Source organism: Variovorax sp. 01T432, assembly GCF_056398605.1.
Map to the genome: position 1 here is coordinate 24,942 of NZ_JBFTPS010000031.1, position 26,417 is coordinate 51,358.

29 protein-coding genes are annotated in these 26,417 nt (G+C 70.1%); 23 read left to right on the forward strand and 6 right to left on the reverse strand.

Going from position 1 to position 26,417, the window contains the following annotated elements:
- Positions 1–24: 24 nt before the first annotated feature.
- From AC1DNF_RS22030 to AC1DNF_RS22045, 4 genes are read left to right on the forward strand one after another with little or no spacing between them, the layout of a single operon-like run.
- Positions 25–2,115, forward strand: coding sequence for a hydantoinase/oxoprolinase family protein (locus tag AC1DNF_RS22030; protein WP_478150757.1), 2,091 nt, complete (start codon positions 25–27; stop codon positions 2,113–2,115).
- A gap of 9 nt (positions 2,116–2,124) precedes the next feature.
- On the forward strand, positions 2,125–3,813 hold the full coding sequence (locus tag AC1DNF_RS22035; RefSeq protein ID WP_478150758.1) for a hydantoinase B/oxoprolinase family protein: 1,689 nt from the start codon (positions 2,125–2,127) through the stop codon (positions 3,811–3,813).
- Positions 3,810–4,616, forward strand: coding sequence for an SDR family oxidoreductase (locus tag AC1DNF_RS22040; protein WP_478150759.1), 807 nt, complete (start codon positions 3,810–3,812; stop codon positions 4,614–4,616). Before AC1DNF_RS22035 ends, AC1DNF_RS22040 begins: the two co-directional genes overlap by 4 nt.
- Positions 4,617–4,630: 14 nt before the next feature.
- Positions 4,631–5,359 (forward strand): HpcH/HpaI aldolase family protein, encoded by a 729-nt coding sequence (locus AC1DNF_RS22045; RefSeq protein ID WP_478150760.1) that lies wholly within the window; start codon positions 4,631–4,633, stop codon positions 5,357–5,359.
- Between the two features lie 50 nt (positions 5,360–5,409).
- On the opposite strand, the gene AC1DNF_RS22050 is transcribed toward AC1DNF_RS22045, so the two are convergent.
- Positions 5,410–6,363 (reverse strand): LysR substrate-binding domain-containing protein, encoded by a 954-nt coding sequence (locus AC1DNF_RS22050; RefSeq protein WP_478150761.1) that lies wholly within the window; start codon positions 6,361–6,363, stop codon positions 5,410–5,412.
- Between the two features lie 89 nt (positions 6,364–6,452).
- Here AC1DNF_RS22050 and nac (AC1DNF_RS22055) point away from each other — a divergent pair, with 89 nt between their 5' ends.
- Complete coding sequence (gene nac / locus AC1DNF_RS22055) at positions 6,453–7,376, forward strand: nitrogen assimilation transcriptional regulator NAC (protein ID WP_478150762.1); 924 nt, start codon at positions 6,453–6,455, stop codon at positions 7,374–7,376.
- Between the two features lie 18 nt (positions 7,377–7,394).
- Here nac (AC1DNF_RS22055) and AC1DNF_RS22060 read toward each other — a convergent pair whose 3' ends face one another.
- Both AC1DNF_RS22060 and AC1DNF_RS22065 read right to left on the reverse strand, forming a co-directional pair.
- Positions 7,395–8,066: an RraA family protein gene (locus AC1DNF_RS22060; RefSeq protein WP_478150763.1), complete on the reverse strand. Its 672-nt coding sequence runs from the start codon at positions 8,064–8,066 to the stop codon at positions 7,395–7,397.
- A gap of 31 nt (positions 8,067–8,097) precedes the next feature.
- Entirely contained in the window at positions 8,098–9,306 is a 1,209-nt protein-coding gene (locus AC1DNF_RS22065; RefSeq protein WP_478150764.1) for an aspartate transaminase, read from the reverse strand.
- Between the two features lie 161 nt (positions 9,307–9,467).
- Here AC1DNF_RS22065 and nac (AC1DNF_RS22070) point away from each other — a divergent pair, with 161 nt between their 5' ends.
- The 12 genes from nac (AC1DNF_RS22070) to AC1DNF_RS22125 all read left to right on the forward strand — a co-directional run bounded on the left by nac (AC1DNF_RS22070) (position 9,468) and on the right by AC1DNF_RS22125 (position 19,352).
- Complete coding sequence (nac, locus tag AC1DNF_RS22070) at positions 9,468–10,406, forward strand: nitrogen assimilation transcriptional regulator NAC (RefSeq protein WP_478150765.1); 939 nt, start codon at positions 9,468–9,470, stop codon at positions 10,404–10,406.
- A 134-nt stretch (positions 10,407–10,540) separates the two neighbouring features.
- Complete coding sequence (locus tag AC1DNF_RS22075; RefSeq protein ID WP_478150766.1) at positions 10,541–10,984, forward strand: acetyl-CoA carboxylase biotin carboxyl carrier protein; 444 nt, start codon at positions 10,541–10,543, stop codon at positions 10,982–10,984.
- Positions 10,985–10,996: 12 nt separating this feature from the next.
- Positions 10,997–12,349, forward strand: a complete 1,353-nt coding sequence (accC, locus tag AC1DNF_RS22080) for an acetyl-CoA carboxylase biotin carboxylase subunit (protein WP_478150767.1) — start codon at positions 10,997–10,999, stop codon at positions 12,347–12,349.
- On the forward strand, positions 12,346–13,005 hold the full coding sequence (gene pxpB / locus AC1DNF_RS22085) for a 5-oxoprolinase subunit PxpB (protein WP_478150768.1): 660 nt from the start codon (positions 12,346–12,348) through the stop codon (positions 13,003–13,005). Before accC ends, pxpB begins: the two co-directional genes overlap by 4 nt.
- Positions 13,002–13,988, forward strand: coding sequence for a 5-oxoprolinase subunit C family protein (locus tag AC1DNF_RS22090; protein WP_478150769.1), 987 nt, complete (start codon positions 13,002–13,004; stop codon positions 13,986–13,988). The genes pxpB and AC1DNF_RS22090 overlap by 4 nt, the downstream gene beginning before the upstream one ends.
- A gap of 1 nt (position 13,989) precedes the next feature.
- Positions 13,990–14,400: an acetyl-CoA carboxylase biotin carboxyl carrier protein gene (locus tag AC1DNF_RS22095; protein WP_478150770.1), complete on the forward strand. Its 411-nt coding sequence runs from the start codon at positions 13,990–13,992 to the stop codon at positions 14,398–14,400.
- A gap of 14 nt (positions 14,401–14,414) precedes the next feature.
- Positions 14,415–15,179, forward strand: a complete 765-nt coding sequence (locus tag AC1DNF_RS22100; protein ID WP_478150771.1) for a LamB/YcsF family protein — start codon at positions 14,415–14,417, stop codon at positions 15,177–15,179.
- Between the two features lie 148 nt (positions 15,180–15,327).
- Positions 15,328–16,080: an SDR family oxidoreductase gene (locus AC1DNF_RS22105; protein ID WP_478150772.1), complete on the forward strand. Its 753-nt coding sequence runs from the start codon at positions 15,328–15,330 to the stop codon at positions 16,078–16,080.
- 29 nt (positions 16,081–16,109) lie between these two features.
- The gene (locus AC1DNF_RS22110) at positions 16,110–16,811 is read left to right on the forward strand and encodes an amino acid ABC transporter permease (protein WP_478150773.1); all 702 of its coding nucleotides are present in this window, start codon (positions 16,110–16,112) and stop codon (positions 16,809–16,811) included.
- Between the two features lie 3 nt (positions 16,812–16,814).
- Complete coding sequence (locus AC1DNF_RS22115; protein WP_478150774.1) at positions 16,815–17,573, forward strand: amino acid ABC transporter permease; 759 nt, start codon at positions 16,815–16,817, stop codon at positions 17,571–17,573.
- A gap of 68 nt (positions 17,574–17,641) precedes the next feature.
- Positions 17,642–18,373: an amino acid ABC transporter ATP-binding protein gene (locus tag AC1DNF_RS22120; protein ID WP_478150816.1), complete on the forward strand. Its 732-nt coding sequence runs from the start codon at positions 17,642–17,644 to the stop codon at positions 18,371–18,373.
- A 136-nt stretch (positions 18,374–18,509) separates the two neighbouring features.
- Entirely contained in the window at positions 18,510–19,352 is an 843-nt protein-coding gene (locus tag AC1DNF_RS22125) for an ABC transporter substrate-binding protein (RefSeq protein WP_478150775.1), read from the forward strand.
- A gap of 34 nt (positions 19,353–19,386) precedes the next feature.
- Here AC1DNF_RS22125 and AC1DNF_RS22130 read toward each other — a convergent pair whose 3' ends face one another.
- Positions 19,387–20,292, reverse strand: coding sequence for a LysR family transcriptional regulator (locus AC1DNF_RS22130; RefSeq protein WP_478150776.1), 906 nt, complete (start codon positions 20,290–20,292; stop codon positions 19,387–19,389).
- A 127-nt stretch (positions 20,293–20,419) separates the two neighbouring features.
- Between AC1DNF_RS22130 and AC1DNF_RS22135 the strand changes: the two genes are divergently transcribed.
- Positions 20,420–21,157, forward strand: a complete 738-nt coding sequence (locus AC1DNF_RS22135) for an SDR family oxidoreductase (protein WP_478150777.1) — start codon at positions 20,420–20,422, stop codon at positions 21,155–21,157.
- 24 nt (positions 21,158–21,181) lie between these two features.
- A complete protein-coding gene (locus AC1DNF_RS22140) occupies positions 21,182–21,307 on the forward strand; it encodes a hypothetical protein (protein ID WP_478150778.1) in 126 nt (41 codons plus the stop codon).
- Positions 21,308–21,339: 32 nt separating this feature from the next.
- Here the strand turns inward: AC1DNF_RS22140 and AC1DNF_RS22145 are convergent, their stop codons facing one another.
- On the reverse strand, positions 21,340–21,630 hold the full coding sequence (locus tag AC1DNF_RS22145; RefSeq protein ID WP_478150779.1) for a hypothetical protein: 291 nt from the start codon (positions 21,628–21,630) through the stop codon (positions 21,340–21,342).
- Between the two features lie 104 nt (positions 21,631–21,734).
- Positions 21,735–23,015, reverse strand: coding sequence for a DUF4010 domain-containing protein (locus AC1DNF_RS22150; protein WP_478150780.1), 1,281 nt, complete (start codon positions 23,013–23,015; stop codon positions 21,735–21,737).
- A gap of 198 nt (positions 23,016–23,213) precedes the next feature.
- On the opposite strand from AC1DNF_RS22150, the gene AC1DNF_RS22155 reads away from it, so the two are divergent.
- From AC1DNF_RS22155 to AC1DNF_RS22170, 4 genes are read left to right on the forward strand one after another with little or no spacing between them, the layout of a single operon-like run.
- Positions 23,214–23,984 (forward strand): MlaE family ABC transporter permease, encoded by a 771-nt coding sequence (locus tag AC1DNF_RS22155; protein ID WP_478150781.1) that lies wholly within the window; start codon positions 23,214–23,216, stop codon positions 23,982–23,984.
- Positions 23,985–24,767, forward strand: coding sequence for an ABC transporter ATP-binding protein (locus tag AC1DNF_RS22160; protein ID WP_478150782.1), 783 nt, complete (start codon positions 23,985–23,987; stop codon positions 24,765–24,767).
- Positions 24,764–25,750, forward strand: coding sequence for an MlaD family protein (locus AC1DNF_RS22165; RefSeq protein ID WP_478150783.1), 987 nt, complete (start codon positions 24,764–24,766; stop codon positions 25,748–25,750). The genes AC1DNF_RS22160 and AC1DNF_RS22165 overlap by 4 nt, the downstream gene beginning before the upstream one ends.
- Positions 25,747–26,355: a PqiC family protein gene (locus AC1DNF_RS22170; protein ID WP_478150784.1), complete on the forward strand. Its 609-nt coding sequence runs from the start codon at positions 25,747–25,749 to the stop codon at positions 26,353–26,355. The genes AC1DNF_RS22165 and AC1DNF_RS22170 overlap by 4 nt, the downstream gene beginning before the upstream one ends.
- The last annotated feature ends 62 nt before the right edge of the window (positions 26,356–26,417 follow it).

A 26,417-nucleotide genomic window follows, 5' to 3' on the forward strand; every position in this document is an offset into this window, starting at 1 on the left:
CGAACACTGAAGGAGCTGAAAGGCATGAAACTGGCATTTGACACGGGCGGCACGTTCACCGACTTCGCCATGACGGAAGACGACGGGACCATCCTGCTGCACAAGGTCCTCAGTACGCCCGACGCGCCCGCGCGCGCCGTGCTGCAGGGCGTGGACGAACTGCTCGCCAAGGTGCGCGCAAGGAACAAGGGCAAGGCCGCCGCCGGCGGCGCGCTGCAGATCCTCGGGGCGACCACGGTCGTCACCAACGCGGTGCTGGAGCGCCGGGGCGTGCACACGGCCTTCATCACCACCGACGGATTCCAGGACATGCTGCGCATCCGCACCGAAGGTCGCTACGACCTCTACGACCTGCGCATCCAGTACCCCGAGCCGCTGGTGTCGCGCGAGTTCTGCTTCGGCGTGGACGAGCGCATCGCGGCGGACGGCACCGTGATCAAGGCGCTGGACGAAGAGGGCGTGCGCGCCATCGGCCGCACGCTGCTCGACAGGAAGGTCGAGTCGGTGGCCGTGTGCCTGCTGCATGCCTACAAGTACGCGCAGCACGAGCGCCGCGTGGCCGAGCTGCTGGCCGAGGTGGCGCCCGGAATCTCGGTCTCGCTGTCGTCGTCGGTGTGCCCCGAGGTGCGCGAGTACGACCGCGCATCCACCACCGTCGTCAATGCCTACACCCGGCCGATGATGGTCGGCCACGTGAGCCACCTGGAGCGCGAGCTGTCGCGGCGCGGCGTCGAGGGGCAATTGCTCTGGATGACCTCCAGCGGCGGCGTGGTTCCCAGCTCGTCGGCCTCGCGCACGCCGGTGCGGCTGATCGAGTCGGGTCCGGCGGCGGGCGCCGTCGCGGCGGCCGACTATGCGCGGCAGGCCGGCGAGAACAGCGTGCTGTCCTTCGACATGGGCGGCACCACCGCCAAGCTGTGCCTGATTCCCAATGGGCAGCCGATGGTGGCCAACGACCTCGAAGTGGCCCGCCACGAGCGCTTCCGCAAGGGCAGCGGCTTTCCGCTCAAGATCCAGTCGATCCACATGATCGAGATCGGCGCCGGCGGCGGCAGCATCGCGGCGCGCAACAAGATGGGCCTGTTGAGCGTCGGCCCGCGCAGCGCGGCGGCCGCGCCCGGCCCCGCCTGCTACGGCCGCGGCGGCACGGAGCCGACCGTCACGGATGCCGACCTGCTGCTGGGCTACCTCGACGAGAACTCCTTCCTGGGTGGCGACTTCTCGCTGGACAAGCCGGCGGCCGAGGCCGCGATGTCGCGCCTCGCGAAGGAGCTCGGCATTTCGATCGAGCGTTGCGCCTGGGGCATTCACGACATGGTCAACGAGAGCATGGCCGAGGCGGCCTCGATGCAGGCCACCGACAGCGGTGTGGACCCGCGCGCGCTGCCCCTGATCGCCTTCGGCGGCGCCGGCCCGGTGCATGCCTACGGCGTGGCGCGCAAGCTCGGCATCCGCAAGGTGATCTGCCCGCTGGGCGCCGGCGTGACTTCGGCCATCGGCCTGCTCGGCGCGCCGGTGGCGGCGGACCTCTCGACCAGCCTGCCGATGCGACTGTCGGCATGGAACCCGAGCGCGGTGAAGGTGGTCAAGGATTCGCTGGCCGCGCAGGGCCGCGAGGTGGTGCTCGCCAGCAAGGTGCCGGCCGACCGCATCGCCTTCTCGTACACGGTGGACATGCGCCATGTGGGCCAGGGCTACGAGATCTCCGTCGCGCTGCCCGATCTCGATCCGGCGGACCCGGCCTTTCTGGAACAGCTCATGGCGCGCTTCCACGCGAACTACGTCGCGCTCTACGGACGTGCCGTGACCGGGACCGATGCCGAAGTCATCACCTGGCGCATCCGCGCGAGCGGGCCCAAGGCCGCGGTGTCGCTGGCCGGCCTGCGCGGCGAGGCGGGCGCGGACCGCGACCCGCGAAAGGGCACGCGCCCCGTGTTCTTCTCCGAACTCGGGCATTGCGTCGACACGCCCGTCTACGACCACTATGCGCTGCTGCCCGGCGTGCCCGTCGAGGGGCCGGCCATCATCGAGCAGCGCGAGTCGACCGTGGTGATGGGCCCCAACGCCACCGCGTCGCTCGATGCGCAACACAACCTGATCATGCTCTTGTCCTGAAGGCCCGCCATGTCCATCCTCCAACCCGACTTCAATGACCCGATCACGCTGCAGGTGATGTGGGACCGCCTGGTCTTCATCGCCGACCAGGCCGACAGCGCGCTGGGGCGCACCGCCTTCTCGCCCATCGTGCGCGAGAACCACGACTACGTGAATGTGCTGCTCGATGCCAAGGGCAGGGCGCTGGCGCAGTGCACCTGGTCCATTCCCGTGTTCATCACGACGCTGCCGATGGCCGCGCAGAACTACTTCCTCCCGGCCTTTCCGGCCGACACCCTGGAGCCGGGCGACGTGCTCGCCACCAACGACCCGGTGATCGGCACCGGCCACCTGCCGGACATGGTGATGCTCACGCCGATCTTCCGCGGCGGAAAGATCGTGGCCTACGCGGGCAGCATCGCCCACCTGCCCGACATCGGCGGGCGGCCGCAGTCGCCCGACTCGACCGACATGTTCGAGGAAGGCATCCGCATTCCGATGCTCAAGCTGTTCAAGGCCGGCAAGCCCAACACCGACGTGTTCTCGGTCATCGAGGCCAGCGTGCGCCTGCCGCATGAGGTGCGCGGCGACATCCAGAGCATGGTGGCGGCCAACGAGGTGATGAGCCGCGAGCTCACGCGCTTCATGGACGAGTACGGCCTCGACGACTGCGACGGGCTCGGCGAGGCGATCTTCAGCCGTTCCGAGCGCCACATGCGCAAGGCCATCGCGGCCTGGCCCAACGGCAGCTACAAGGCCGAGATGACGATCGACGGCTTCGAGACCGACGTCAGGCTCTGCGTGAGCGTCGAGGTGCGCGACGATTCCATCCACGTCGACTATGCCGGCACGTCGCCCGAGGTGGCACGCGGCATCAACGTGGTGCCGCACTACCGCGTGGCCCACAGTGTCTATGCGCTCAAGTGCCTGCTCGATCCGGAGACGCCCAACAACGAGGGCTGCATGGTCGCGCTGACCGATTCGGCCCCGGCGGGCTCGATCCTCAATCCGCGCCCGCACGCGGCCGGCGCCGCGCGCAACCTGGTGGGGCATTGCATTCCGAGCCTGATCTTCAAGGCGCTGCAGAACGTGGTGCCCGAAGGCGCCATTGGCGACAGCGGTGGCGCGCCGATCTGGGGCATCAACTGCCAGGGCCAGCGCTCCGACGGCACGGCCTACGGCAGCGCGCAGAACTTCCATGGCGGACAGGGTGGCCGATCGTCGATGGACGGTCTGGACACGCTGAGCTTCCCGTCCAACTGCCGCGTGACGCCGATCGAGATGTACGAGCTCGCGGTGCCGGTGCTCACCGAGTGCAAGGAACTCATTCCGGACTCCGGCGGCCCCGGCAAGTTTCGCGGTGGCCTGGGCCAGCGCGGCGTGATCCGCAACCTGTCGGATCGGGAGATGAACATCTACCTGAGCACCGAGCATGTGAAGTATCCGTGCCTGGGCGTGCTGGGCGGGCAGGCCGGGCGCAACGGCGCGGTGCTGCATGACGGACAGGCGGTGTTCGCCAAGGGCCGGCTCGTGCTGGCCCCGGGCGAGCGCCTGACCATCGAGCTGCCGGGCGGCGGCGGCTGGGGACATGCCGAGGAACGCGCGCGTGAGCTCGTGGAGGACGACCTGCGCCAGGGCCTGATCAGTTCCGCGGGCGCGCTGGCCGACTACGGCTACGAAGCCCCGGTGCCGGCGAAATCCGCCAAGGTGCCGGCATGACGAGCGGCGCCGCGCTCAAGGGCCAGGTCGCGCTCGTCACCGGCGGCGGCTCGGGCATCGGCCGCTCCACGGCGATGATGCTGGCGGCCGAAGGCGCACGCGTCGTCGTGATGGGCCGCCGCAAGGAACCGCTGGACGCGGTGGTGGCCGAGATCCGCGCCGCGGGCGGCGAGGCCTGGGCGCGCCAGGCCGACCTGCAGGTGCGCGAGCAGTTGCGGGACCTGGTGCGCTGGATCGAGGCCGAGCTCGGCCCGGTGGGCATCCTCGTCAACAACGCGGGCCTCACGAGCCGCGTGCGCAACATCCTGTGGATCGAGCCGGACGACTGGAAGTCGGCCATCTCGGTCAACCTGACCGCCGTCTACGTGCTCATCCAGGCGGTGCTGCCCGGCATGCGGGCCGCGGGTGCGGGCACCATCGTGACAGTGTCCTCGCTCGCGGCCGTGCGCCCGAACCTGCTGGGCGGCGCGCCCTACGGCGCGGCCAAGGCCGCCGTGACCAACCTCATGGGCTTCGTGCACGGCACCTTCCGCAACGACAACATCCGTTCGACCACCATCCTGCCCGGCGAGGTCAACACGCCGATCATGGACACGCGCGTGCGGCCGCCGAGCGCCGAGGAGCGCGCCGCCATGGTGGCACCCGAGGACGTGGCGCGCGCCATCCTGCTGGCCTGCACGCTGCCGCAGGGCACGACCATCGAGCAGCTGGTCATCAGCCCCACGCGCGCGCGAGACCAGGGCCCCGACATCGAGATCAGCCGCTGGCTGGGCGCCCCGGACGGCACGCCCGGCAAGCCTTGAAAGAGAGACGCGACATGAGCAACACCCTCCACGACCGGCTGGCACGCGGCGATTCCGTGCTGATGGTCAATCCCAACCATGTGTCGGCCACGCTGTGCGAGAAGCTGGTGCGCTCGGGCGCCGATTCGGTCTTCATCGACTGCGAGCACGGGCTGGCCGGCTTCGAGGACATCCACCACATGGCCAAGGCCGCGCGCTATGCGGGCGGCTTCGGCATCGTGCGGCCGCAGAACCAGGAGCGCTCCACCATCACGCGCTGCCTCAACGCGGGCGCCGACGGCGTGATGGTGCCGCTGATCCACACCGCGGAAATCGCGCGCCAGGTGGTGCACACCTTCCGCTATGCCTGCCCCGACGACCACGCGAGCAAGCTGCTGATCGGCATGGTGGAGTCGGTCGAGGCGGTGGGCAATCTCGACGAGATCCTTGCGGTCGAGGGCATCGATGTCTTCTTCGTCGGGCCAGGGGACCTGTCGCAGTCGATGGGCTATTCGCCGGCGGTCGCCCCGGGCAAGCGCCGCGCCCAGCCGGTGCTCGACCTCGTGGACCAGACCCTGGGGCGCATCCGCGCCGCGGGCAAGGTGGCCGGGACGCTGGCGGTGCGGCATGACGTGGCGCACCTCGTATCGGCCGGCGCGCAACTGATCTACTACCACGCGGATCCGTTCGTGGCCGAGGGCGTGAGCGCGATGCGCCAGCTTTCGATGCCGGCATCGGCCGCGGCCGCCGCCGCCGCGCTCTGAACGCAGACCCGGCGCAGGCCTCGCTCGCGGGGCGCCGGGCGCGGGGCGCGTCAGGGCGAGGGCGCGCGGATGCCGCTAAAGCGCCCGTCGACAAAGAGGCTGTCGATCTGCTTCCTGAGAATGCCCAGGACCGCGCGCGCCTGATCGGACATCGGCAGGTGGTCGGTCACGCACAAGGCGATGGTGGCCTGCAGGCCCGGCTCGACGATGCGGCGCACGGTCGGGCGCCCCGTGTCCGATGAGGCTTCGGCGAGCGCCGAAGGCAGGATCGTGGCCCCGAGCCCGGCATCGATCGCCTGGCGCAGCGTCGTGGCCGATTCGATCTCCGCGGTGATGCGGGGCGTCACGCCGATGTGGGCGAAGGCCTCGTCGATCAGCCGCCGCAGGAAGTGCATGCGGCTCGGCAGCAGCAGGTCGATGTCGGCCAGCGCCCGCAAGGGGATGGTCTGGTCGTCCGATGCCGGCAGCCGCAGGCCCGTCGGCGCGACGAGAAACAGCTCCTCGGTCAGCAGGGGCTGCAGGCTCAGGCCCTTCATCGGGCTGCCCGCGTAGATGATGGCCATGTCCATGCGCCCGGTCATCACCATCTCGCTGAGCACCAGGCCGAAGTTGTCGTTGATGAAGAGGTTGACCTCCGGATACTCGCGCCGCACCGACTGCAGCAGCGGCATCGAGAGGATCGACGCGGTGCTGTAGGTCGCGAGGCCCACGGACACCGCGCCGGCGACGAAGCTGGCATCGCTGCGCTCGGTCAGTTCGCTCTCGGCCTGCTCGAGATGGCTCAGGATCAGCTGCGCGTGCCTGTAGAGTTCGCTGCCCGCGCGCGTCGGCGTGACGCCGGCATTCGACCGGCTCAGCAGCCTGTGCTTGAAATGCTCCTCCAGCGAGGCGATGTGCTGGCTCAGCGCCGATTGCGCCACCTGCAGCTGGTTGGCCGCCGCGGAGAGGCTCCGGGCGTCCACCGCGGTGACGAAGCTCCTGAGCGTCTTGAAATTCACCGTCATTGCGCTGATCGTAACCCCGGTTGACGCCCCGGATCGATGGCTCGATGCTTGCTTGAGACACAGAGAAGAAGCAAGCACGAGGCCCCCATTTGAATCTCAGGCGTTTGAAGTATTTCGTGAAGATCGTCGATGTCGGCAGCCTGACGCAAGCGTCGGAAGTCCTGCATGTCGCCCAGCCGGCGCTCAGCCAGCAGCTGGCGACCCTCGAAGGCGAGTTCAAGCAGCAGCTGCTGTTGCGCACCCAGAAAGGCGTCGTGCCGACGGAGGCCGGCAAGGCGCTGTATCGCCATGCCCAGATCATCCTGCGCCAGTTCGAGCAGGCGCAGGCCGAGGTCCTCCATGCCGGGCGCTCGCTCGCGGGCCAGGTCTCGGTCGGGCTGGCGCCGGGCACGGCGGCGTCGGCGCTGGCGCTGCCGCTGCTGCAGACCGTGCAGGGTCGCTATCCGCAGATCGTGCTGCACATCAACGAGAACTTCGGCACCACCCTGTGCGACGTCGTGCGCGACGGCCGGATGGACATGGCCGTCCTCTACGGCGGGGAGCGGGTCATGCAGGGACTGTGCTTCGACCAGTTGCTGACCGAGGACTTGTTCGTCGTCGCGCCCCCTGGCGTTCTGCGCCACGGCGGCGAGGTGGCCCTGGCCGAGCTGCGCGACGTCGATCTGCTGCTGCCGCGCCCGGGCAACCAGTTGCGCAGGCACGTCGACAAGGCCTTCGCCTCGGCGCAGATCGCGCCGCGGGTGGTGGCGGAGATGGAGTCGTCGAACACGCTCGCCGCCGCCGTGGCCTCGGGCGTGGGCGCGACCATCCTGCCGGTCTCGGTGGCGCGCGGCGTGGCGGCGACGGCCGCCGGCAGGCTGTGCCGCATCGTGTCGCCCACGATCGAGGTGCCGCTCGCCTTGTGCGCGTCCGACCATCTTCCGCTGTCGGAGCCCGCGCAGGCGGTGAAGGCCATCCTGCTGGAACTGGTGAGCCGGCTCCCGATCGAGCTCGGCCTGCACACCCTGCATTGAGGGTGGGCGCGCCTCGCCTCAGTTGGCGCAGCGCGCCTCGAGCGCGTCGATGAAGGAGCGGTCCCAGCGGCCTTCCTTCATGGCGCGCATCGTTTCGGCTTCCGCCCTCAGGTGGGCGCGCGCCTTCTCGATCAGCGCCTCGGCCTCGCCCGGCGCGAAGGCCATGAGCCCGTCCTGGTCGCCGACCACGATGTCGCCGGGGTGGACCACCATGCCGCCGACGCTGACGGGCACGTTGATCTCGCCGGGGCCGTCCTTGTACGGGCCGCGGTGGTTGACGCCGCGCGCATAGACCGGGAAGTCGCGCTCGCGGATCTCGGCCACGTCGCGGATCGCGCCGTCGAGCACCACGCCGACGGTGCCGATGGTCGCGGCGTAGAAGGACAGGATGCCGCCGATCACCGCGTTCGACAGGTCGCCGTCGGCGTCGATCACGATGACGTCGCCCGGGCGGCAGAACTCGAAGGCGCGCAGCAGGGTCAGGTTGTCGCCGCCGCGCGATTTCAGCGTCACGGCCGTGCCCGCCATGGTGCCCGGCCCGGGGCGGTGGTAGGGCCGCAGGCCGACGCTGCCGATGTTGCGATGCATGTTGTCGCTCAGCGCCGCGACGGGAATCTCCCGCAGCGCGGCGATGAGCCGGGGTTCGACCTGCGGGGCCGACGGGTTCTTGCGGATGCCCTTGAATTGCATGCTGTGTCCTTGGGGAGTGAGGGGTTCGCGCTCAGCGCAGTTCGGCTACCGCGCGGGCGATGCGCGCGCAGCCTTCTTCCAGTGTCTCGATCGAAGTCGCGATGGACAGGCGGAAGTAGGGCGACAGGCCGTAGGCCGTGCCGGCGACCACCGCCACGCCCTGGCTCTCCAGCAGGTACATGACGACGTCGCCGTCCTCGTCCAGGCGCTTGCCCTGGGGCGTGGTCCTGCCGATCAGCCCGCCGCAGTTGATGTAGAGGTAGAAGGCGCCGGGCGGCGTGGCACAGCTCAGGCCGGGGATGGCGTTGATGAGCGCCAGCGTGCGGTCGCGCCGCTGCTTGTAGACCGCGACGCTCTCGGCGACGAAGGCCTGGTCGCCGTTGAGCGCCGCCGCCGCGGCCGCCTGGCTCACGGAGCAGCAGTTGCCGGTGGACTGCGACAGCAGCGTGTCCATCGCCTTGATCAGCTCGACCGGCCCGGCCGCGTAGCCGATGCGCCAGCCCGTCATCGCGTAGGTCTTGGAGACGCCGTTGACCACCAGCGTGCGCTCGCGCAGCGCCGGCTCGACGGCCAGGATGTGCGGCGTCGGCTGGCCGTCGAAGCGGATGTGCTCGTAGATGTCGTCCGTCATCACCATCACCTGCGGATGGCGCTTCAGCACCTCGGCCAGCGCGCGGTACTCGGCGGTCGTGTAGCTCGCGCCCGTGGGGTTGCTCGGCGAGTTGATCAGCAGCCAGCGCGTGCGCGGCGTGATGGCGGCTTCGAGCTGCGCCGGCGTGAGCTTGAAGCCGTTGGCCTCGGGGCAGGCCACGGTGACCGGCGTGCCTTCGCAGGCCAGCACCATGTCGGGGTAGGACACCCAGTAGGGCGCGGGGATGATGACCTCGTCGCCGGGCTCCAGGGTGATCGCGAAGGCGTTGTAGATGGCGCTCTTGGCGCCGCTGGTGGCGATGATCTCGTTCATCGCGTAGCGCAGGCCGTTCTCGCGTTCCAGCTTGGCGACGATGGCCTGGCGCAGTTCCACCGTGCCGGCCATCAGGGTGTAGCGGGTCGCGCCGGCCTCGATGGCGGCGGCGGCGGCCTGCCGGATGTGCGGCGGCGTGTCGAAGTCCGGTTCGCCGACCACGAGATTGACGATCGACTTGCCCTGGCGGCGCAGTTCGTTGGCGCGGTCGGCGGCGGAGGTGCTGGGCGAGGGCTTGATGCGCCGCACGCGGGCGGCAATGCGGATAGTGGTCACGTGGCTTCCTGGGATGGGGATGGCATGGACCGAACGGTACGCACATCGCCCTCGCGAGGCCAAGACAAGATCGCTCTGGTCGTATAGGTAGAGCTTATGGTGAGCCCGGCTAGGCACCCGCGGGGCCGGATGCTAGGCTCGGCTTTTGCAAGGGACCCGGCGTGAATCTCCGTCGCCTCAAGTATTTCGTGAAGATCGTCGACATCGGCAGCCTGACGCAGGCCGCCGAGGTTCTCTTCATCGCGCAGCCGGCGCTCAGCCAGCAGCTGGCCACCCTCGAAGGCGAGGTGCGCCAGCAGTTGCTGGTACGCACCAAGCGCGGCGTCACGCCGACCGAGGCCGGCAAGGTGCTGTACCGGCATGCGCAGATCATCCTGCGCCAGTGCGAGCAGGCCCGCGTCGACATGGAGGCGGCCGGGGAGGGGCTGCTGGGCCAGGTGTCGGTGGGCCTCGCGCCCGGCACGGCCGCCTCGGCGCTCTCGCTGCCGCTGCTGCGCACCGTGCGCGCGCGCCACCCGGGCATCCTGCTCTACCTGAACGAGAACTACGGCACCACGCTGAGCGAACTCATCATGAACGGCCGCATGGACCTGGCCGTGCTGTACGGCGACAAGGCCATCCACGGACTGAGCTTCCTGCCGCTGCTCAAGGAACCCCTCTTCCTGGTGGGGCCGGCGGCCATGCCGGCGCCGGCGCAGCCGGTGAGGCTGGCCGACCTGCGCGACGTCGAGCTGTTCCTGCCGCGCCCCTACAACGTGGTGCGCAAGCTGGTCGACGCCGCCTTCGCGCGGCTGGGCATGGCGCCGCGCATCGTGGCCGAGATCGAGTCGGCCTTCACGCTGACGGCCGCCGTCGGCGACGGACTCGGCGCCACCATCCTGCCGGCCTCGATGGCGCGCGAGGTGGTGGCGGCCTGCGGCGCCTGGCAGCTGCCCATCGTCGATCCGGTCATCGAGGCGCCGCTGGCGCTGTGCCAGTCCGACCACCTGCCGCTTTCCGAGCCGGCGCAGGCGGTCAAGGACATCCTGCTGGAGCTCGTGGTCGACCTTGCCGGCGCGGTCGCGTCGACGCCGGAGCCCGCGCTGGTCGCCTTGTCATAAGCCACCCTTATCCCGGCACAGCCAATCCGTCTTGGGCTTCGGGGCCGCGGACCGTTACCTTTCATGCCTGCCGTCACGCGTTCGCGGAGCGCGTCGGCCACCAAGGAGCTTCCGTCTTTCGAGGCGGGCCCGGCATGAATCAGGAACAGATCAAGACGCTCATCGACGCCCTGGCGGCGTCGGACCTGTCGGAGCTGGAATACAGCGAGAACGGCAGCACCCTGCGGCTGGTGAAGCAGGCGGCCCTGGCCGCCGGGCGCAAGGCGCCGGCGGCGGCGAGCCCGCTCGCGCGTGGGGCCGCCGAGTCGGTGGAGGCCGTGGAAGCCGCGGATGAGGCCGCTCTCGCCGCCGAATGCCTGGCGCCCCTGTATGGCGTCGTTCATTTGCAGCCTACCCCCGGCGAGCCGCCCTTCGTGCAGCCCGGCCAGGCCATCGCCGCCGGCCAGACGCTGTGCGTGATCGAGGCCATGAAGGTCTTCAACGAGGTCCGGGCCGAGGCCGCGGCCACCGTGCGGGCCGTGCTCGTGCGTTCGGGCCAGGAGGTCGAAGCCGGGCAGCCCCTGTTCCGCTTCGATTGAGGAGCGCCCGCCATGTTCGACACCGTGCTGATCGCCAACCGTGGGGAGATCGCCCTGCGCATCCAGCGCGCCTGCCGCGGCCTCGGCCTGAAGACCGTGGTGGCGCACTCGCAGGCCGACCGGGAGGCCAGCTATGTCGCCCAGGCCGACCAGGCCCTGTGCATCGGGCCCGCCGCGCCGGGGCAGAGCTACCTCAACCAGAGCGCCATCCTGTTCGCCGCCGAGGTCAGCGGCGCCCAGGCCATCCATCCGGGCTACGGATTCCTGTCGGAGAACGCGGGCTTCGCGGCGCGCGTGGAGGAGGCCGGCCTGGTCTTCATCGGGCCGAGCGCCGCCTGCATCCGCATCATGGGCGACAAGGTCGCGGCCAAGCGCGCGATGCGCCGCGCCGGCGTGCCCTGTGTTCCCGGGCCCGACGAGGGCCTGCCCGAGGACCCGGCCGCCATCCTGGCCCTGGCGCGCGAGATCGGCTATCCCGTGATCGTCAAGGCGGCGGGCGGCGGCGGCGGGCGCGGCATGCGCGTGGTGCGCGAAGAGGCGGCGCTGCTCGATGCGATGGCGCTCACGCGCGAGGAGGCGCGCCGCGCCTTCGGCAACCCCGAGGTCTACATCGAGAAGTTCCTGCCGCACCCGAGGCATGTGGAGATCCAGGTGCTGGCCGACAGCCATGGCCACGCGGTATGGCTGGGCAGCCGCGACTGCTCGCTGCAGCGCCGCCACCAGAAGGTGATCGAGGAGGCGCCCGCGCCCGGCATCGACGATGCGCTCGTGGCCGAGGTGGGGGAGCGCTGCGCCGCCGCCTGCCGGCAGATCGGCTACTGCGGCGTCGGCACCTTCGAGTTCCTCTACGAGAAGGGCGCCTTCTATTTCATCGAGATGAACACCCGGCTGCAGGTCGAGCATCCGGTGACCGAGATGACCGCCGGCATCGACATCGTGCAGCAGCAGCTGCGCATGGCGCGCGGCGAGCGCCTGTCGCTGGCGCAGGCGGAGGTGCGCTGCCAAGGCCATGCGATCGAGTGCCGAATCAACGCCGAGGACCCCGACACCTTCGCGCCGGCGCCCGGGCGCATCACGGGCTGGCGGGTGCCCGGCGGCTTCGGCGTGCGCGTCGACTCGCATGCCAATGCCGGCTACCGCGTGCCGCCTTACTACGACTCGATGATCGCCAAGCTGATCGCGCACGGCGGCACGCGCGCCGACGCGCTGGAGCGGATGCGCCTGGCGCTCGCCGAGATGCAGGTCGAAGGCATCTCGACCAACCTGCCCCTGCACCGCGAACTGCTGCGTGACGAGGGCTTCGCCGCGGGCGGCGTGGACATCCATCATCTCGAACGCTGGCTGCAGCGCAGGAGCGCGGCATGATCACCCATCTCCCTTCCATCAGCCTGCTGGGCACCACGGCGATGCTGTTCGAGGCGCCCGGCGAAATGGACCTCGTCTCGCAGCAGCGCATCTGGGCGCTGGCGCGCGACGTCCAGGACTGGCCGGAGGTGCGCGAGGCGGTGCCGGGCATGAACAACCTGATGCTCACCTTCGTGCGCCCGCCGCGCAGCCTGGATGCGCTGCAGGCGCGCCTGCACGAGGCGTGGGACGCGGCGCCGGCGCTGCCGCTGGAAGGCCGGGTGGTCGAGCTGCCCGTGGTCTACGGCGGCGAAGGCGGCCCGCACATGGCCGACGTGGTGGCGCACACCGGGCTCAGCGTGGAGGAGATCGTCGAGCTGCACAGCGCGCCGCTGTACCCGGTGTATGCGTTGGGCAGCCATCCCGGCTACTGCTACCTGGGCGGCATGGACCCGCGCATCGCGACGCCGCGCCGCAAGGTGCCGGTGCTGAGCATTCCCGGCGGCGCGGTGTCCATCGGCGGGGCGCAGACGGGGGTCTCGGCCTCGGCCGGGCCCAGCGGCTGGAACACCATCGGGAGCACTTCCATGTCCTTCTTCGATCCGGCGCGCGATCCGCCGGCGACGCTGCAGCCGGGCGACCTGATCCGTTTTCGCGTGGAGGGCATCGTCCGATGATTGAGATCCTTTCCTCTGCCGCGCTCGCGACCGTGCAGGACCTGGGCCGCACCGGCAGCCTGCGCTGGGGCGTGGGCACTTCCGGCGCCATGGACAACCTGGCGCTGGCGGCCGGCAACCTGCTGCTGGGCAACGACATCAATGCCGCCGGCATCGAGATCCCGGTGTTCCCCTTCAAGCTGCGCTTCGACGAGGACTGCGCCTTCGCCCTGACCGGCGCCGCCTGCGCGGCCCGGCTGGACGAGCAGACGCTGATGCCCTGGTGGGTTCACCAGGCGCGGGCGGGCCAGGTGCTGACGCTGGGCCTGCCGCAGGGCGGCGCGCAGCGCGGCAGCCGGGCCATGCTGTGCGTGGCCGGCGGCATCGACGAGCCGCAGGTGCTGGGCTCGCGCAGCACCCAGCTGCGCGGCGCCTTCGGCGGCCACGAAGGGCGCGCGCTGCGCCGCGGCGACATCCTGCGCGCCGCCGGCGCCGGCCGCGCCTGCCGCACGGGCTTCGGCCTGGTGCCGCCCGCGCTGACATTGCCGCTGCAGCGCGACGAGCGGCCAGCGGTGCGCGTGCTGCCGGCGGCGGAATACCGGGGCTTCGAGCCGGCGTCGCGCGCCGCCTTCTGGGCCGGCGAATGGAAGATCACCGCGCAGAGCGACCGCTACGGCTACCGCCTGGAGGGCGAGCCGCTGCGGCCCCTCGCGCCGATGGAGATCCGCTCCCACGGCATCGTCCCGGGCGTGATCCAGGTGCCGCACAGCGGGCAGCCGATCATCCAGATGCGCGACGCCCAGCCCTCGGGCGGCTACCCCAAGTTCGGCACGGTGATCGAGGCCGACATGTGGCGCCTCGGCCAGGCGCCCATCGGCAGCCGTCTGCGCTTCATCGAGACCACCTGGGACGAGGCCGTCACGGCGCTCGACGAGGTCCGCGCCTGGCTCGACAAGGTGGCGCGCGTGGTGGACCTTCACCGCGGCTCGCCCGCCAGGACCTGACATGCATCCGGAACGACTGCGGCAACTCGCCGAATGGCTGGCCGCCACCGACATCGGCCTGCTGGAACTGCGCACGCCCGACGAGACCGTGCGGCTGGGCCGCGACGGCGCGGGGCCGGGCGGGATCGTGCAACTGGAGGCGCAGGCCGAGGGCGAAGAGTCCGAGCCGCAGACCGTGACGGCCGAGGCCGCCTCCGTCGGCGTGTTCCTGCACGCCCATCCGCTTGCCGCCGCGCCCCTGGCGCGCATCGGCGAGCGCGTGGCGGCGGGGCAGCCGGTGGGCCTGTTGCGCATCGGGCCCCTGCTGCTGCCCGTCGGCGCGCCGCGGGACGGCGTGATGCTGTCGATGCGCGCGGCCCATGGCGACGCCGTCGGCTACGGCACGCCGCTCGTCGATCTGCAGCCTCTCTGACAAGGACCCCCACGATGGACATCGATCTGAACGCGGACCTGGGCGAAGGCTTCGGCCCCTGGCGCATGGGCGAGGACGAGGCGTTGCTCGACATCGTCTCCTCGGCCAACGTGGCCTGCGGCTTCCACGCGGGCGACCCCGTCATCATGGATCGCACCGTGCGCATGGCGCGCGCGCGCGGCGTCGACGTCGGCGCGCATGTGGGCTTTCCCGACCTGCTGGGCTTCGGCCGCCGGCCGATGCAGATCGAGCCCGGCGAACTCGTTGCCTATGTGCTCTACCAGCTGAGCGCGCTGGCGGGCATGGCGCGCACCGCCGGCCACCGCATGACGCACATGAGCTTCCATGGCGCGCTCGGCAACATGGCGGCGGCCGACGCCGCGCTGGCCGCGCCGCTGGTGCGCGCGGTGGCGGACTTCGACCCCACGCTCATCGTCAGCTCCTCGGCCAGCCGCGCCATCGAGGACGCGGCGCGGGATTGCGGCCTGCGCGTGCGCACCACCTTCCTGGCGGACCGGGCCTGCGACGACGACGGCCTGCTGGTGCCGCGCAGGCTGCACGGCGCCGTGATCCACGACCGCGAGACGGTGCTCGCGCGCGTGCGCCAGTTGCTCGAGGAGGGCACGGTCACGAGCCATGGCGGCAGGAAGATTCCGATGCGCGCGCATTCGATCCTGCTGCACGGCGACACCCCCGGCGCGGTGGACCTCGCCCGCGCCGTGCGCGGCGTGGTGGAGGCGCTGGGCCGCGTGGTGCCGATCTCCAGGCAGTCGGCCTGAGTGCATCGCGGGCACGAACATGGTGCTTACCCTGAGCGGGCCGCACACCCACGGGGCGACATAAGGGTGGCTTATCTCTCCACAGTCAAACCGTCTTGGCGCCGCGCGGGGACGCTCGATACAGTGAATTCACACAAAGGAAGCAACGATGCCTTTTTCTGATTACAAGACCGCGCTGGTGACCGGCGCCTCCTCCGGCATCGGCGCCGCCGTGGTCGAGCGCCTCTGCAAGGAAGGCCTGCGGGTCCACGCGCTGGCGCGCAGCGCCGACAAGCTCGCCGAGCTAGCCGGGCGCACCGGCTGCATCGCGCACGCCATGGACGTGAGCGACCTGGCCGGCATCACCCGCCTGACGCGGGAGGTCGACTTCGACGTCCTGGTCAACAGCGCCGGCGTGGACCGCCCGGGCTCCATCCTCCAGGCCGACGCCGAGGGCATCGACCTGCTGCTCGACGTCAACCTGCGCGCCGTGCTGCACTTGTGCCGGCTCGTGGTGCCCGGCATGGCGGCGCGCGACCGCGGGCATGTGGTCAACATCAGCTCCATCGCCGGGGCCTACAACTTCGGCGGCAACAGCACCTACCACGCGACCAAGGCGGCCGTGAGCATGCTGTCGCGCCAGCTGCGCATCGACGTCTTCGGCAAGCGCGTGCGCGTCACCGAGATCTGCCCGGGCCGCGTCGCCACCGACATCTTCGCGCACGTGCACGGCGACTCCGAGGAAACGCGCAAGCGCTTCGTCGAAGGCTTCGAGCTGCCGCAGGCCGGGGACATCGCGGACGCGATCGCCTTCGCCATCGCCGCGCCCATCGCGGTCAACGTGGGCCACATGGAGATCACGCCCACGCTGCAGGTGCCCGGCGGGCTCTCCACGGCGCGGCCGGAGACGCCGCGCGCCTGAGCGGCACACACCCACCCAAGGAGCGGCGCATGAAAGACTTCGACCTGATGGCCGTGCTGCTGAAGCCGGAGTTCGGCGCGATGCTGCTGCACGGCGTGCAGGAGACGCTGAAGATCGCGGCCGGCTCCTGGCTGCTGGCGATGGCCATGGCGATCGTGCTGCTGATGGTGCGGCTCACCGCCAACCCCGTCGCCGAGCGCATCGTCGCGGGCTATGTGTCCTACCACCGCAACGTGCCGACGCTGGTGCAGCTCATGCTCTGGTACTTCGGCATCTTCAGCCTGCTGCCCGATGCGCTGCAGGGCTGGCTGTCGGAACACAACGCGGAGACGATCCTGTCGATCGTCGCGCTCGGGCTGTGCCAGGCCGCCTACTTCAGCGAGGACATGCGCTCCGGCCTGCGCTCCATTCCCGCCGGGCAGGCCGAGGCGGCCCGGGCCCTGGGCCACGGCTACATCGGCTCGATGCGCCATGTGCTGCTGCCGCAGGCGATCCGCAACGCGGTGCCGGCGCTGGTCAACCACAGCGTGTCGCTCTTCAAGAACAGCAGCCTGGCCATGGCCATCGGCGTGGCCGAACTCACGCACGCGGTCAAGGAGATCGAGAGCCAGAGCTTCCGCGCCTTCGAGGCCTACAGCGTGGCCACCGTGCTCTACCTGTTCTTCTCGCTGCTCATCATGGCCCTCGGCGCCTTGCTGGCCCGGCGCTATCGCATCGTCGGGGCGAGGTAAGCCATGTTCAGCGTCTTCGAAATCCTGCGCGACAACTGGCTGCTCCTGCTGGTGGGCCAGTATCCGAGCGGCCCGCTCGGCGGCATCGCCGCGACCTTGATTCTCTCGGTGCTGGGCATCGTGCTGGCCTTCCCGCTGTCGGTGCTGCTGGCGCTGACGCGCCTGTCGCCCTGGCGCCTGCTGCGCTGGCCCGCCGCGGTGCTGGTCTACGTGGTGCGCGGCGTGCCGCTGCTGATGGTGATCCTGTGGGTCTACTTCCTGGTGCCGATCCTGATCGGGCGCGAGGTGTCGGGCTTCACCACCATGCTGTGCACGCTCGTGATCTACGAGGGCGCCTACCTGTCGGAGGTCGTGCGCGCCGGCATCCTGGCCCTGCCCAAGGGGCAGACCGAAGCGGCCCGCGCGCTCGGCCACAGCCACCTCGCGACCATGTGGTACGTGATCCTGCCGCAGGCGCTCTACAACATGCTGCCGAGCATGCTGAGCCAGTTCATCTCCACCATCAAGGAGACCACGCTCGGCTACGTGATCAACGTGCAGGAGCTGACCTTCGCCGCGAACCAGATCAACAACCAGCTGCTGACCCGGCCCTTCCAGGTGTTCTTCATCCTGGCGATGACCTACTACGTCGTCTGCTTCAGCCTGACGCAGCTGGCGCAGTGGGTGGAGCGGCGCATCGCGCACAAGCGCCTGGGCGCCGCGTCGGCGAAGCCGGCCGGGGACGGGGTCTCGCTGCCGCCACCGGTGGCGGCGAACCCGTGACAGAACAAGGAGACAGACCCATGACCCCCGTTCCGAACACCGCCGGGCCGCCCGTGCCCACCGACACCATGATCCTGTTCTCCAACATCAACAAGTGGTATGGCGACTACCAGGCCCTGGCCGACATCAACGCCGAGGTGAAGAAGGGCGAGGTCGTGGTCGTCTGCGGGCCCTCGGGCTCGGGCAAGTCGACGCTGATCCGCACCGTCAACCGGCTGGAGGAAATCAAGTCGGGCCAGTTGCTCTTCGACGGCCACGACGTGCATGCGCCGATGAGCAGCCCGGCGCTCAACCGGCTGCGCAGCCGCATCGGCTTCGTGTTCCAGAGCTTCAACCTCTTTCCGCACCTGTCGGTGCTGGAGAACATCATGATGTCGCCGATGCGGGTGCTGGGCGTGAAGCGCGCCGACGCCAAGGCCAAGGCGGGGCAACTGCTGGAGCGCGTGGGCCTGTCGAACAAGGCGGGGGCCTATCCGGCGCAGCTCTCGGGCGGACAGCAGCAGCGGGTGGCCATCGCGCGCGCGCTCGCCATGGAGCCGCCCGCCATGCTGTTCGACGAGCCCACCAGCGCGCTCGACCCCGAGATGGTGGGCGAGGTGCTCGCGGTGATGCGCGGCCTCGCCAACGACGGCATGACCATGATGTGCGTGACGCACGAGATGAACTTCGCGCGCGAGGTGGCCGACCGCGTCTGGTTCATGGACGCGGGCCGGATCCTGGAGAAGGCCGACCCGGAGACCTTCTTCAAGAGCCCGCGGCATTCGCGCGCGCAGCGCTTCCTCTCCGAATTGAAGCACTAAGACTTTCCCCCCTGGGAGGGGTGCAACACCGGAGGACCGGCGTAGCCGGATCCTCGGTGTTTCGCGAACCTCGCCGCCGCCGCATTCGTTCCGTTCCGTTTCGTTTCGTTTGTCCGTCCTTTACCAGGAGTCTTCAATGTCGAACTTGTCCATCTTCCGTCTCGCCGCCATCGGCTGCTGCCTCGGCACCTTGTCCGTGCTGGCCCATGCCGACCAATGGGACGAGATCAGCCAGCGCAAGGAACTCCGCTGCGGCACCTTCGCCGACGTGCCGCCCTTCGCGGCGCCCGACCCCAAGACCCGCGAGATGGTGGGGCACGATGTCGACCTGTGCAACGCGATCGCCAGGCAGCTGGGGCTGGCGGCCAAGGTCACGCCGCTGTCGGTCGAGGCGCGCGTGCCCGAGGTCAAGCTCGGGCGCGTCGATGTGACGGTCGCGAACCTGGCCTACACCAAGAGCCGCGCCGAGCAGATCCAGTTCAGCGATCCGTACTACGTGGCCAAGGAGATGCTCGCCGTGAAGGCCTCCGACCCGGGCACCAGCAAGGCCGACTTCAAGGGCAAGCGCCTGAGTTCGACCAAGGGCTCGACCTCGGAGCTGGCGATCAAGCTCAACGGCTCCGAGCCGGTGACCTTCCAGGATACGGGCTCGGCCTTCATGGCGGTGCAGCAGAACAAGTCGCTCGGCATGGTCGCCAACACCATGACCATCACCAAGCTGGTCATTCAGTCGAAGACCGAAGGCGTCCCGCTGAAGATGATCAAGGAGCCGATGGTGCTGCAACCCATCGGCGTCGGGATGAAGAAGGACGAGCCCGTGCTGCTCGGCAAGATCAACGGCGCGCTCTACGCACTGGAGAAGTCCGGCGAACTCGACCGCATCTGGGCCAAGTGGCTCGGGCCGAACACCGAATACAAGATGGTGCGCGAGGAGAAGGTCATGCCCCTGGCCGATCTCAAGTTCGAGATGCTGCCCTGATCTTCGCGCTTGAGTGGGACGATGCCGACGCTCGTCAGTCCACCGGCGCGGCGTTCCTCGCCGCGAACTCCCGCGCCGCCCAGTCCAGGAAGACCCGCACGCGCGGCGACAGCTGCCTGCTGTGCGCATACAGCAGCGAAACCGGCATCGACGGGGGAGGGTGATTCGCGAGCACCGGCACCAGCGACCCGCGCGCCAGATCCTGCTCGACGTGGAAGCGCGGTACCTGCGCGAGTCCGAGCCCCAGCCGGATGCCGGCGAGGTAGCTTTCCGTGCCCGTGACCGACAGGACGCTGGGCAGGGCGATGCTTCGCATCTCCGAGCCGAACATGAACTCGAGCGGCCTGAGATGGCCCGTGGTGATCGAGCGCAGGCCCACCACGCGATGGCCGGCCAGGGAGTCCACATCCGTCGGCGTGCCGAAGCGCGCCAGGTACTCGGGCGTGGCGCAGGTCAGGCGCTCCAGGGTCGCGACGGTGCGCGCCACCAGCTCGCTGTCGCGCAGCTTGCCCCAGCGCAAGGCGCAGTCAACGCCCTCCTGCACCAGGTCGACCCAGCGGTCGCTCTCGCTGATCGACAGTTCGATGCCCGGGTAGCGGGCCAGGAAGTCCGGCAGGCCGGGCATGAGAAAGTGCCGCGCCAGGGTGCCCTGGACCTCGACCCGCAGCATGCCCTTGGGCTGCGCCCCGCTGAAGGCGCCTTCGGCATCCTCGATGTCGTCCAGGATGCCGATGCAGCGCCGGTAGTAGGCCTCGCCGTCCAACGTCGGCTTCACGACGCGCGTGGTGCGCTGCAGCAGCCGCACGCCCAGGCGCGCCTCCATGTCCCTGATCACCGTCGTGACGGTGGAGCGCGGCACGCCGGTATCGTGCGCCGCCAGCGTGAAGCTGCGCCGCTCCACGATCCGCGTGAAGAGCCGCATCGCATCCAGTCGGTCCATGGGGGTCGCCTCCATTGTTCGTAGCGGTGGAACAGTGCGGCCAAGTCTAGCCAGATTATCTTTTTCCTCTCGGCGGCCATAGTTCGTCCAACCGCTGCTTCCGGCGGTCTTTTTGAAGGAGAAAGTCATGAGCAATGAAGGCAAGGTCGCCATCGTCACGGGCGCGTCGCGCGGCATCGGCGCGGCCATCGCCCGGCGTCTGGCGCGCGATGGATTCAGGGTCGTGGTCAACTACGCCGGCAGCGCCGCCGAGGCCGAGGCCCTGGTCGGCGGGATCGAGAAGGCGGGCGGCCAGGCGGTCGCGGCCCAGGCCGACGTCAGCGATGCCGGCGCCGTCGCGCGCATGTTCGATGCCGCCGAGGCGGCCTGCGGCGGCATCGACGTGCTGGTCAACAACGCCGGCATCATGAAGCTGGCCACGCTTGCCGAGAGCGACGACGCGCTGTTCGACCGCCAGATCGCGATCAACCTCAAGGGCAGCTTCAATACCTTGCGCGAGGCGGCACGCCGCCTGCGCAACGGCGGGCGGATCGTCAATCTCTCGTCGAGCGTCGTCGGCCTGTACCAGCCGGGCTACGCCGTCTATGCCGCGACCAAGGCCGGTGTCGAGGCCATGACGCACGTTCTGGCCAAGGAACTGCGCGGGCGCAACATCACGGTCAACGCGGTGGCGCCCGGGCCGACGGCCACGCGGCTGTTCCTCGACGGCAAACCGCAGGAGGTCATCGACCGGCTCGCGAAGCTCGCCCCGCTCGAACGCCTCGGGCAACCGGAGGACATCGCCGCCGCGGTCTCGTTCCTCGCGGGTCCGGACGGCTCCTGGATCAACGGCCAGACGCTGCGCGCGAACGGCGGAATCGTCTGAAGACGCTCATCGGGGGATCGCATCATGAAGAAGATCATTCCCACCGAGGATGGCGCCGAGATCGGCTTCGCGGTGCTGGACCGCGTGCGCTCCGAAATGCTGCACCGGGTGGGACTCTCCGACCTGCTCAAGCCCAGGGTCCCTGGTTGAGGACGGCCGGGGCGCCCGACCGCGAATCGCTGCTAGAAGAGCGCCGCGGCCTGGCCGTTCACGGGGCAGGCGAAATCGGCGATCTCCAGGGCGATGGGTTTCGATGGATCGTCGCGATGGCGCAGCAGCGCGGTCGCCTCGATCAGGTCGAAGTTGTCCTGGGCTGCCTGCACTAGGCTCTCGCCGCCCTCGCACGCGCCGAAGATGTCGCGCAGGGCATCTTCGGAGATCTCGGCGAGGATGCGCCGTCCCTTGGGTCCTTCCGGATAGATCGCGAACCGGACGACCGCCCTGTCGAAACAGTAGATGGCTTCACTGGTCATGCTCTTGACTCCTTGGACTTCCACTGTCCTCCAGGCGGGCGGCGAACTTTTTGCGCCAGATCAACTGCCGGTCGCGCGAGGGTGGTGCCGGCGCCCGCGATGCCTCAGGCAGTCTGGAGCCAGAGCGCCGCCGCCCAGGCGAAGGCGAGGCTGGCAAGGAGCGCGGCCCCCACACGCCACGCAAAGCTTCGCCCTCCCGAGATCCAGGCCAGCGCGCAGCGCGACAGCGTGTTGGCGCTGACCGCGATCAGCGCGCCGCGCACGAAGCGCTCCGTCGCCAGGCTTCCGGCGGCGTGCAGCGAGGCCAGCGAGGCCACGGGCGCATGGGCATCGACCAGGGCGGCCAGCGCCACGCTGATGTTGAGGCCGGCACTGCCGAAATGCCGTTGCGCGGTGCCCACCAGGATCGAGACGAGCGCCAGCGCCAGGGCGACGAGGAAGGCTTCGCGCGGGCGCAGGGCGCTGCTCGCGGCGCGCGGCGCCTCGGCGACGACCCCGGCTTCGCGAACCAGCAGCGGCAGCAGCCCGACGACCGCCGCTCCGGCGGCACCCGCCAGTGCCACCGGCAGCAGCGCGGCCGCCGCGGGAGGGGAGAGCGCGGTGCTCATCGTCAATGCCAGGAGCCAGGTGGCGACGCCCGACAGCGCGGCGCCGGCGGCCAGCAGCGAGGCCTGCTGCGGCCGTGCCCGCGCCTGGCTGCCGAACGATGCCACCGTCGCGCTGCTCGACACGAAGCCCGACACCAGCCCCGAGGCCAGGGTGCCGCCGCGCGCGCCGAGCCAGCGCCTGGCCATCTGGCCGCCGGCCTGGATGGCCATGATCAGCAGGACCAGCGCGGCCAGCGGACGGGCATTGATGCCGCCGAACACCTCGATCGGCCGCGAGGGGATGAGCGGCAGCACGATCAGCGCCAGCGCGGCCAGCAGCACCCCGTCGTTGAGTTCCTGTTCGCTCAGCAACTCGGTCGCGAAACGGTGCAGGCGGCGGCGCGCGGCCAGCAGCAGGGCCAGGCCGGCGCCGCAGGCCGCGCCCAGGGCTGGCGCGATGACCGATTGCACGCCGATCAGGTAGGTGGCGAAGAGCGCCAGCTCCGTCGTCAGGCCGGGGTCGCGCGAGCGGCTCTTCCAATGCGAGACCGCCGCCAGCGCGGCGACCAGCGCCGCGCCGATCGGCACCAGGGCCGGCGAGGGCAGGATCTGCGCGAGGCCGCCGGCGAGCGCCGCGACGGCGAAGCTGCGCAGGCCCGCCGCCGCGCGCCAGTCGCCTTCGCCCTTGCGGCGCTCGCGTTCGATCCCGACCAGCAGGCCCACGCCCAGCGCGACGGCCAGGCCCAGGGCCGCATCCGGGGACGGCAGGGACGCAAGGTCGAAGGGGCGAGGGCTCAAGAAGAATTCCAGGGGGTGGAAGGCATCATGCGCAGGCCCGCATGCAACACCCTTGACTGGGATCAACCCGGCGCCCCCGCGCGAGCCCGATGCCCCGGCGATCGTCGATCGACCTTCGCGACACGGGCCCTGCGCCGACGCGGGAGGCCGACGGCAGGCCGCATACTGCGCGCCTGAGCCGGTCCATCGGAGAAAGTCTTGTCATTGGCGTTGAACATCCGCAGTCTCACGCAGCCGATCGCGTTCCTGGGAGAAGTGCTCTTGTCGGCGGCTTCGGCCCTGGCCGGCCGCTGGCGCTTCCGCGTCAAGGACCTCGGCCGCGTCATGGCCGACTGCAGCGCGCGGGCGGTGCCGATCGTGCTGCTGGTGAACGTCCTGGTCGGCGCCATCCTCGCCTTCGTCGGCGCGGTGCAGCTCGCCAAGTTCGGCGCCGGCGTCTTCGTTGCCGACCTGGTGGCCATCGCGGTCTCGCGCGAGATGGCGGCCATCATCACCGCCGTCGTCATCGCCGGGCGCACGGGCGCCGCCTTCGCGGCGGAACTCGCGACCATGCAGACCAACGAGGAGATCGACGCGCTCGAAGTGCTGGGCCTGGGCGCGGTGGACTTCCTCGTGCTGCCGCGCGTGGCTTCGCTGCTCCTGATGATGCCGCTGCTCTTCATCTTCGCGTGCCTCGCCGGCCTGGTCGGCGGGATGGTGGTGGCGGCGGGCATGCTCGATACCTCCGCCATGGCCTACATGCAGCGCACCGCCGAGACCCTGACCTGGACCCACCTGGGCCTGGGCATCAGCAAGTCGGTGGCCTTCGGCGCGCTGATCGGCATGGTCGGCTGCTACTACGGCCTGCATGCCAGGCGCAATGCGGCCGGCGTCGGGGTCGCCACCACCGGCGCGGTGGTGACGAGCATCGTCGGCATCATCGTGGTGGACGCGGCTTTCGCGGTCTGCGCCAACGCGCTGGGAATCTGAATGACGCTGCTCGTGGTCAACGAACTCGACATGCGCTTCGGCGATCGTCTCATCCAGGAACATGTGTCGTTCAAGGTCGAGAAGGGCTGCATCTTCGCCATCATGGGCGGCAGCGGCTGCGGCAAGAGCACGCTGCTCAAGCACCTGGTGGGGCTGCTGCCGCCCGCGGGCGGAACGGTGATGCAGGACGGCATCGATTTCTGGCGCGGCGACGATGCGCAGCGCCAGCAGCTGCGCTCCCGATTCGGGATGCTGTTCCAGAGCGCGGCGCTGTGGTCGTCGATGACCGTGCTGGAGAACGTCTGCCTCCCGCTGGCGCAGCAGACCCGCCTCGACGCCGCGGCGCGGGAGGCCAAGGCGCTCGAGGTTCTCGAATGGGTCGAGATGCGGGAATTCGCCGATTTCTATCCGGCCGATCTCAGTGGCGGCATGAAGAAGCGCGCCGGCCTGGCGCGCGCGATCGCGGCCGAGCCGCCCCTGCTGTTCCTGGACGAGCCCTCGGCCGGGCTCGATCCGAGCAACTCGCGGCGGCTCGACGACCTGATCCTCGACATCCGCAAGCGCACCGGCGCGGCCATTGTCTTCGTGAGCCACGAGTTGCCGAGCCTGTTCGCGATCGCCGACGACGGCATCTTTCTAGACGCCGACAGCAAGCAGCCCATCGCCCACGGTTGTCCGCGCGAACTCGCCAGGCAGGCCGTGCACCCGACGGTGCACGCCTTTCTTCATCGCGAGGTGCCGCCCCCGGCGGCGCCCCCTGTCACGCACGAGGCCCATTCATGAAACGCAACGCACTGCTGATCGGCGGCTTCGTCGCCGTCGCCTTCCTCATCGCCATCGCCTCGATCTTCTGGCTGAGCGGCAACGAGCTGTTCGGCAAGCAGATGCAGGCCCGCGTCTTCTACCAGGGCAACGTGAGCGGCCTGTCGGTCGGCGCGCCCGTGACCTTCCGCGGCGTCGCCATCGGCGAGGTGACGGACATCGGCATCCAGATGGACAGGCAGACCCTGAAGACGACGATCCCTGTGACGCTCAGGCTGCAGACCTCGGCCTTGCGCATCGGCAACGGGGCCTCCGGCAAGGCGCCCGACCTGCCGGAACTGGTGCGGCGCGGGCTGCGCGCGCGCCTGGCATCGCAGAGCGTGGTCACGGGCCAGAAGGCGATCGAGCTCGACTTCCTGCCCGGCACGCCGGGCGAGTTGCTGGGCGGACCCGGCGCTCCCGAAATCCCGGCGGTGGCCGAGCGCTTCGGCGCCCTGATCGACCAGGTGGCCGACCTGCCCCTGCGCGACACGGTGGCCGAGGTGCGAAGCGCCGTGCAGGAATTGCGCGCGACCCTGGTGTCGGTCGAGCACACGCTGGATGGCGCGCAGTCGGCCCTGACCGGCGCTTCGAAGGAGCTCCAGGCGACGGGCGCCGAGAGCCGCAAGACGCTGGCCGCCGCGACCGAAGCGATCCGCCAGGTGCAGGGCAGTTCGACCGCCACGCTCCAATCGATCTCGCGCCTGGCCGACACTTCGCGCCAGACGGTGCTCGAAGCCCGGCCGGAATTGCAGGGCACCCTGGTGGAGGCGCGCAAGGCCTCCGAATCCGCCAGGCTCGCGATGGACCGGATCGCAGACATCGCCGCGCCGGGCGCGCCCATGCGCGGCGACCTCGAAGCCGCGGTCAAGGATCTTTCACTGGCGGCGCGAGGCCTTCGTTCCTGGAGCGAGCTGCTCGAGGAGAAGCCCAATGCCATCATCTTCGGGAACAAACGCGAATGAACATATCGAATCGATGCGCGCGCCTGGCGCTGGGCGCTGCCATGGTGGTGGCGCTCGCGGCTTGCGGGTCGGTGCCGCCGGCCACGCTGCTGATCCTGCCGCCGGTCGCGCCGGGCCCGGCGGCGGCGGCGCCACCGGTGGCCGCGACGCGCGTGCTCGCGGTGCGGCGGCTGGAGATGCCCGAGTACCTCGTCGCGAGGCGCGTTCGCTACCGGGCCGATGACAGCACGCTGGCCGAGTGGCCCGACACCTACTGGGCGGAGCGCATCGAAGTCGGCGTCGCGCGCGAATTCGCCGCCGCGCTGCGCGAGCGCTTGCCCGACTGGCGGCTGTGCGAGGGGAACTGCAGCGAGCAGTCGCCCGCCATGGCGCTTCAGCTGCGGCTGACGCGCATGGACTACGTGCGCGGCGCGCGACAGCTTCAGGCCAGCGTCCAGGTGGAGTTGTGGAGCACGGAACGCCAGCCTCGCCTCATTCGCGGCGAAGAGCGCAGCTACGAGATCGCGGGCGACGGCGACACGCCGCAGTCCCAGGCCCGGACCATCACGCAGCTGCTGGCCCGCGTGGCGGGCGATGTCTCGCTGGCGATGGCGGCCGTTCCGTAGGCGGGGAAGGGCGGCGGCCCGCCGGCGCGCATCTTTACAGCGCATCCGAAGCGCAAGGCGGC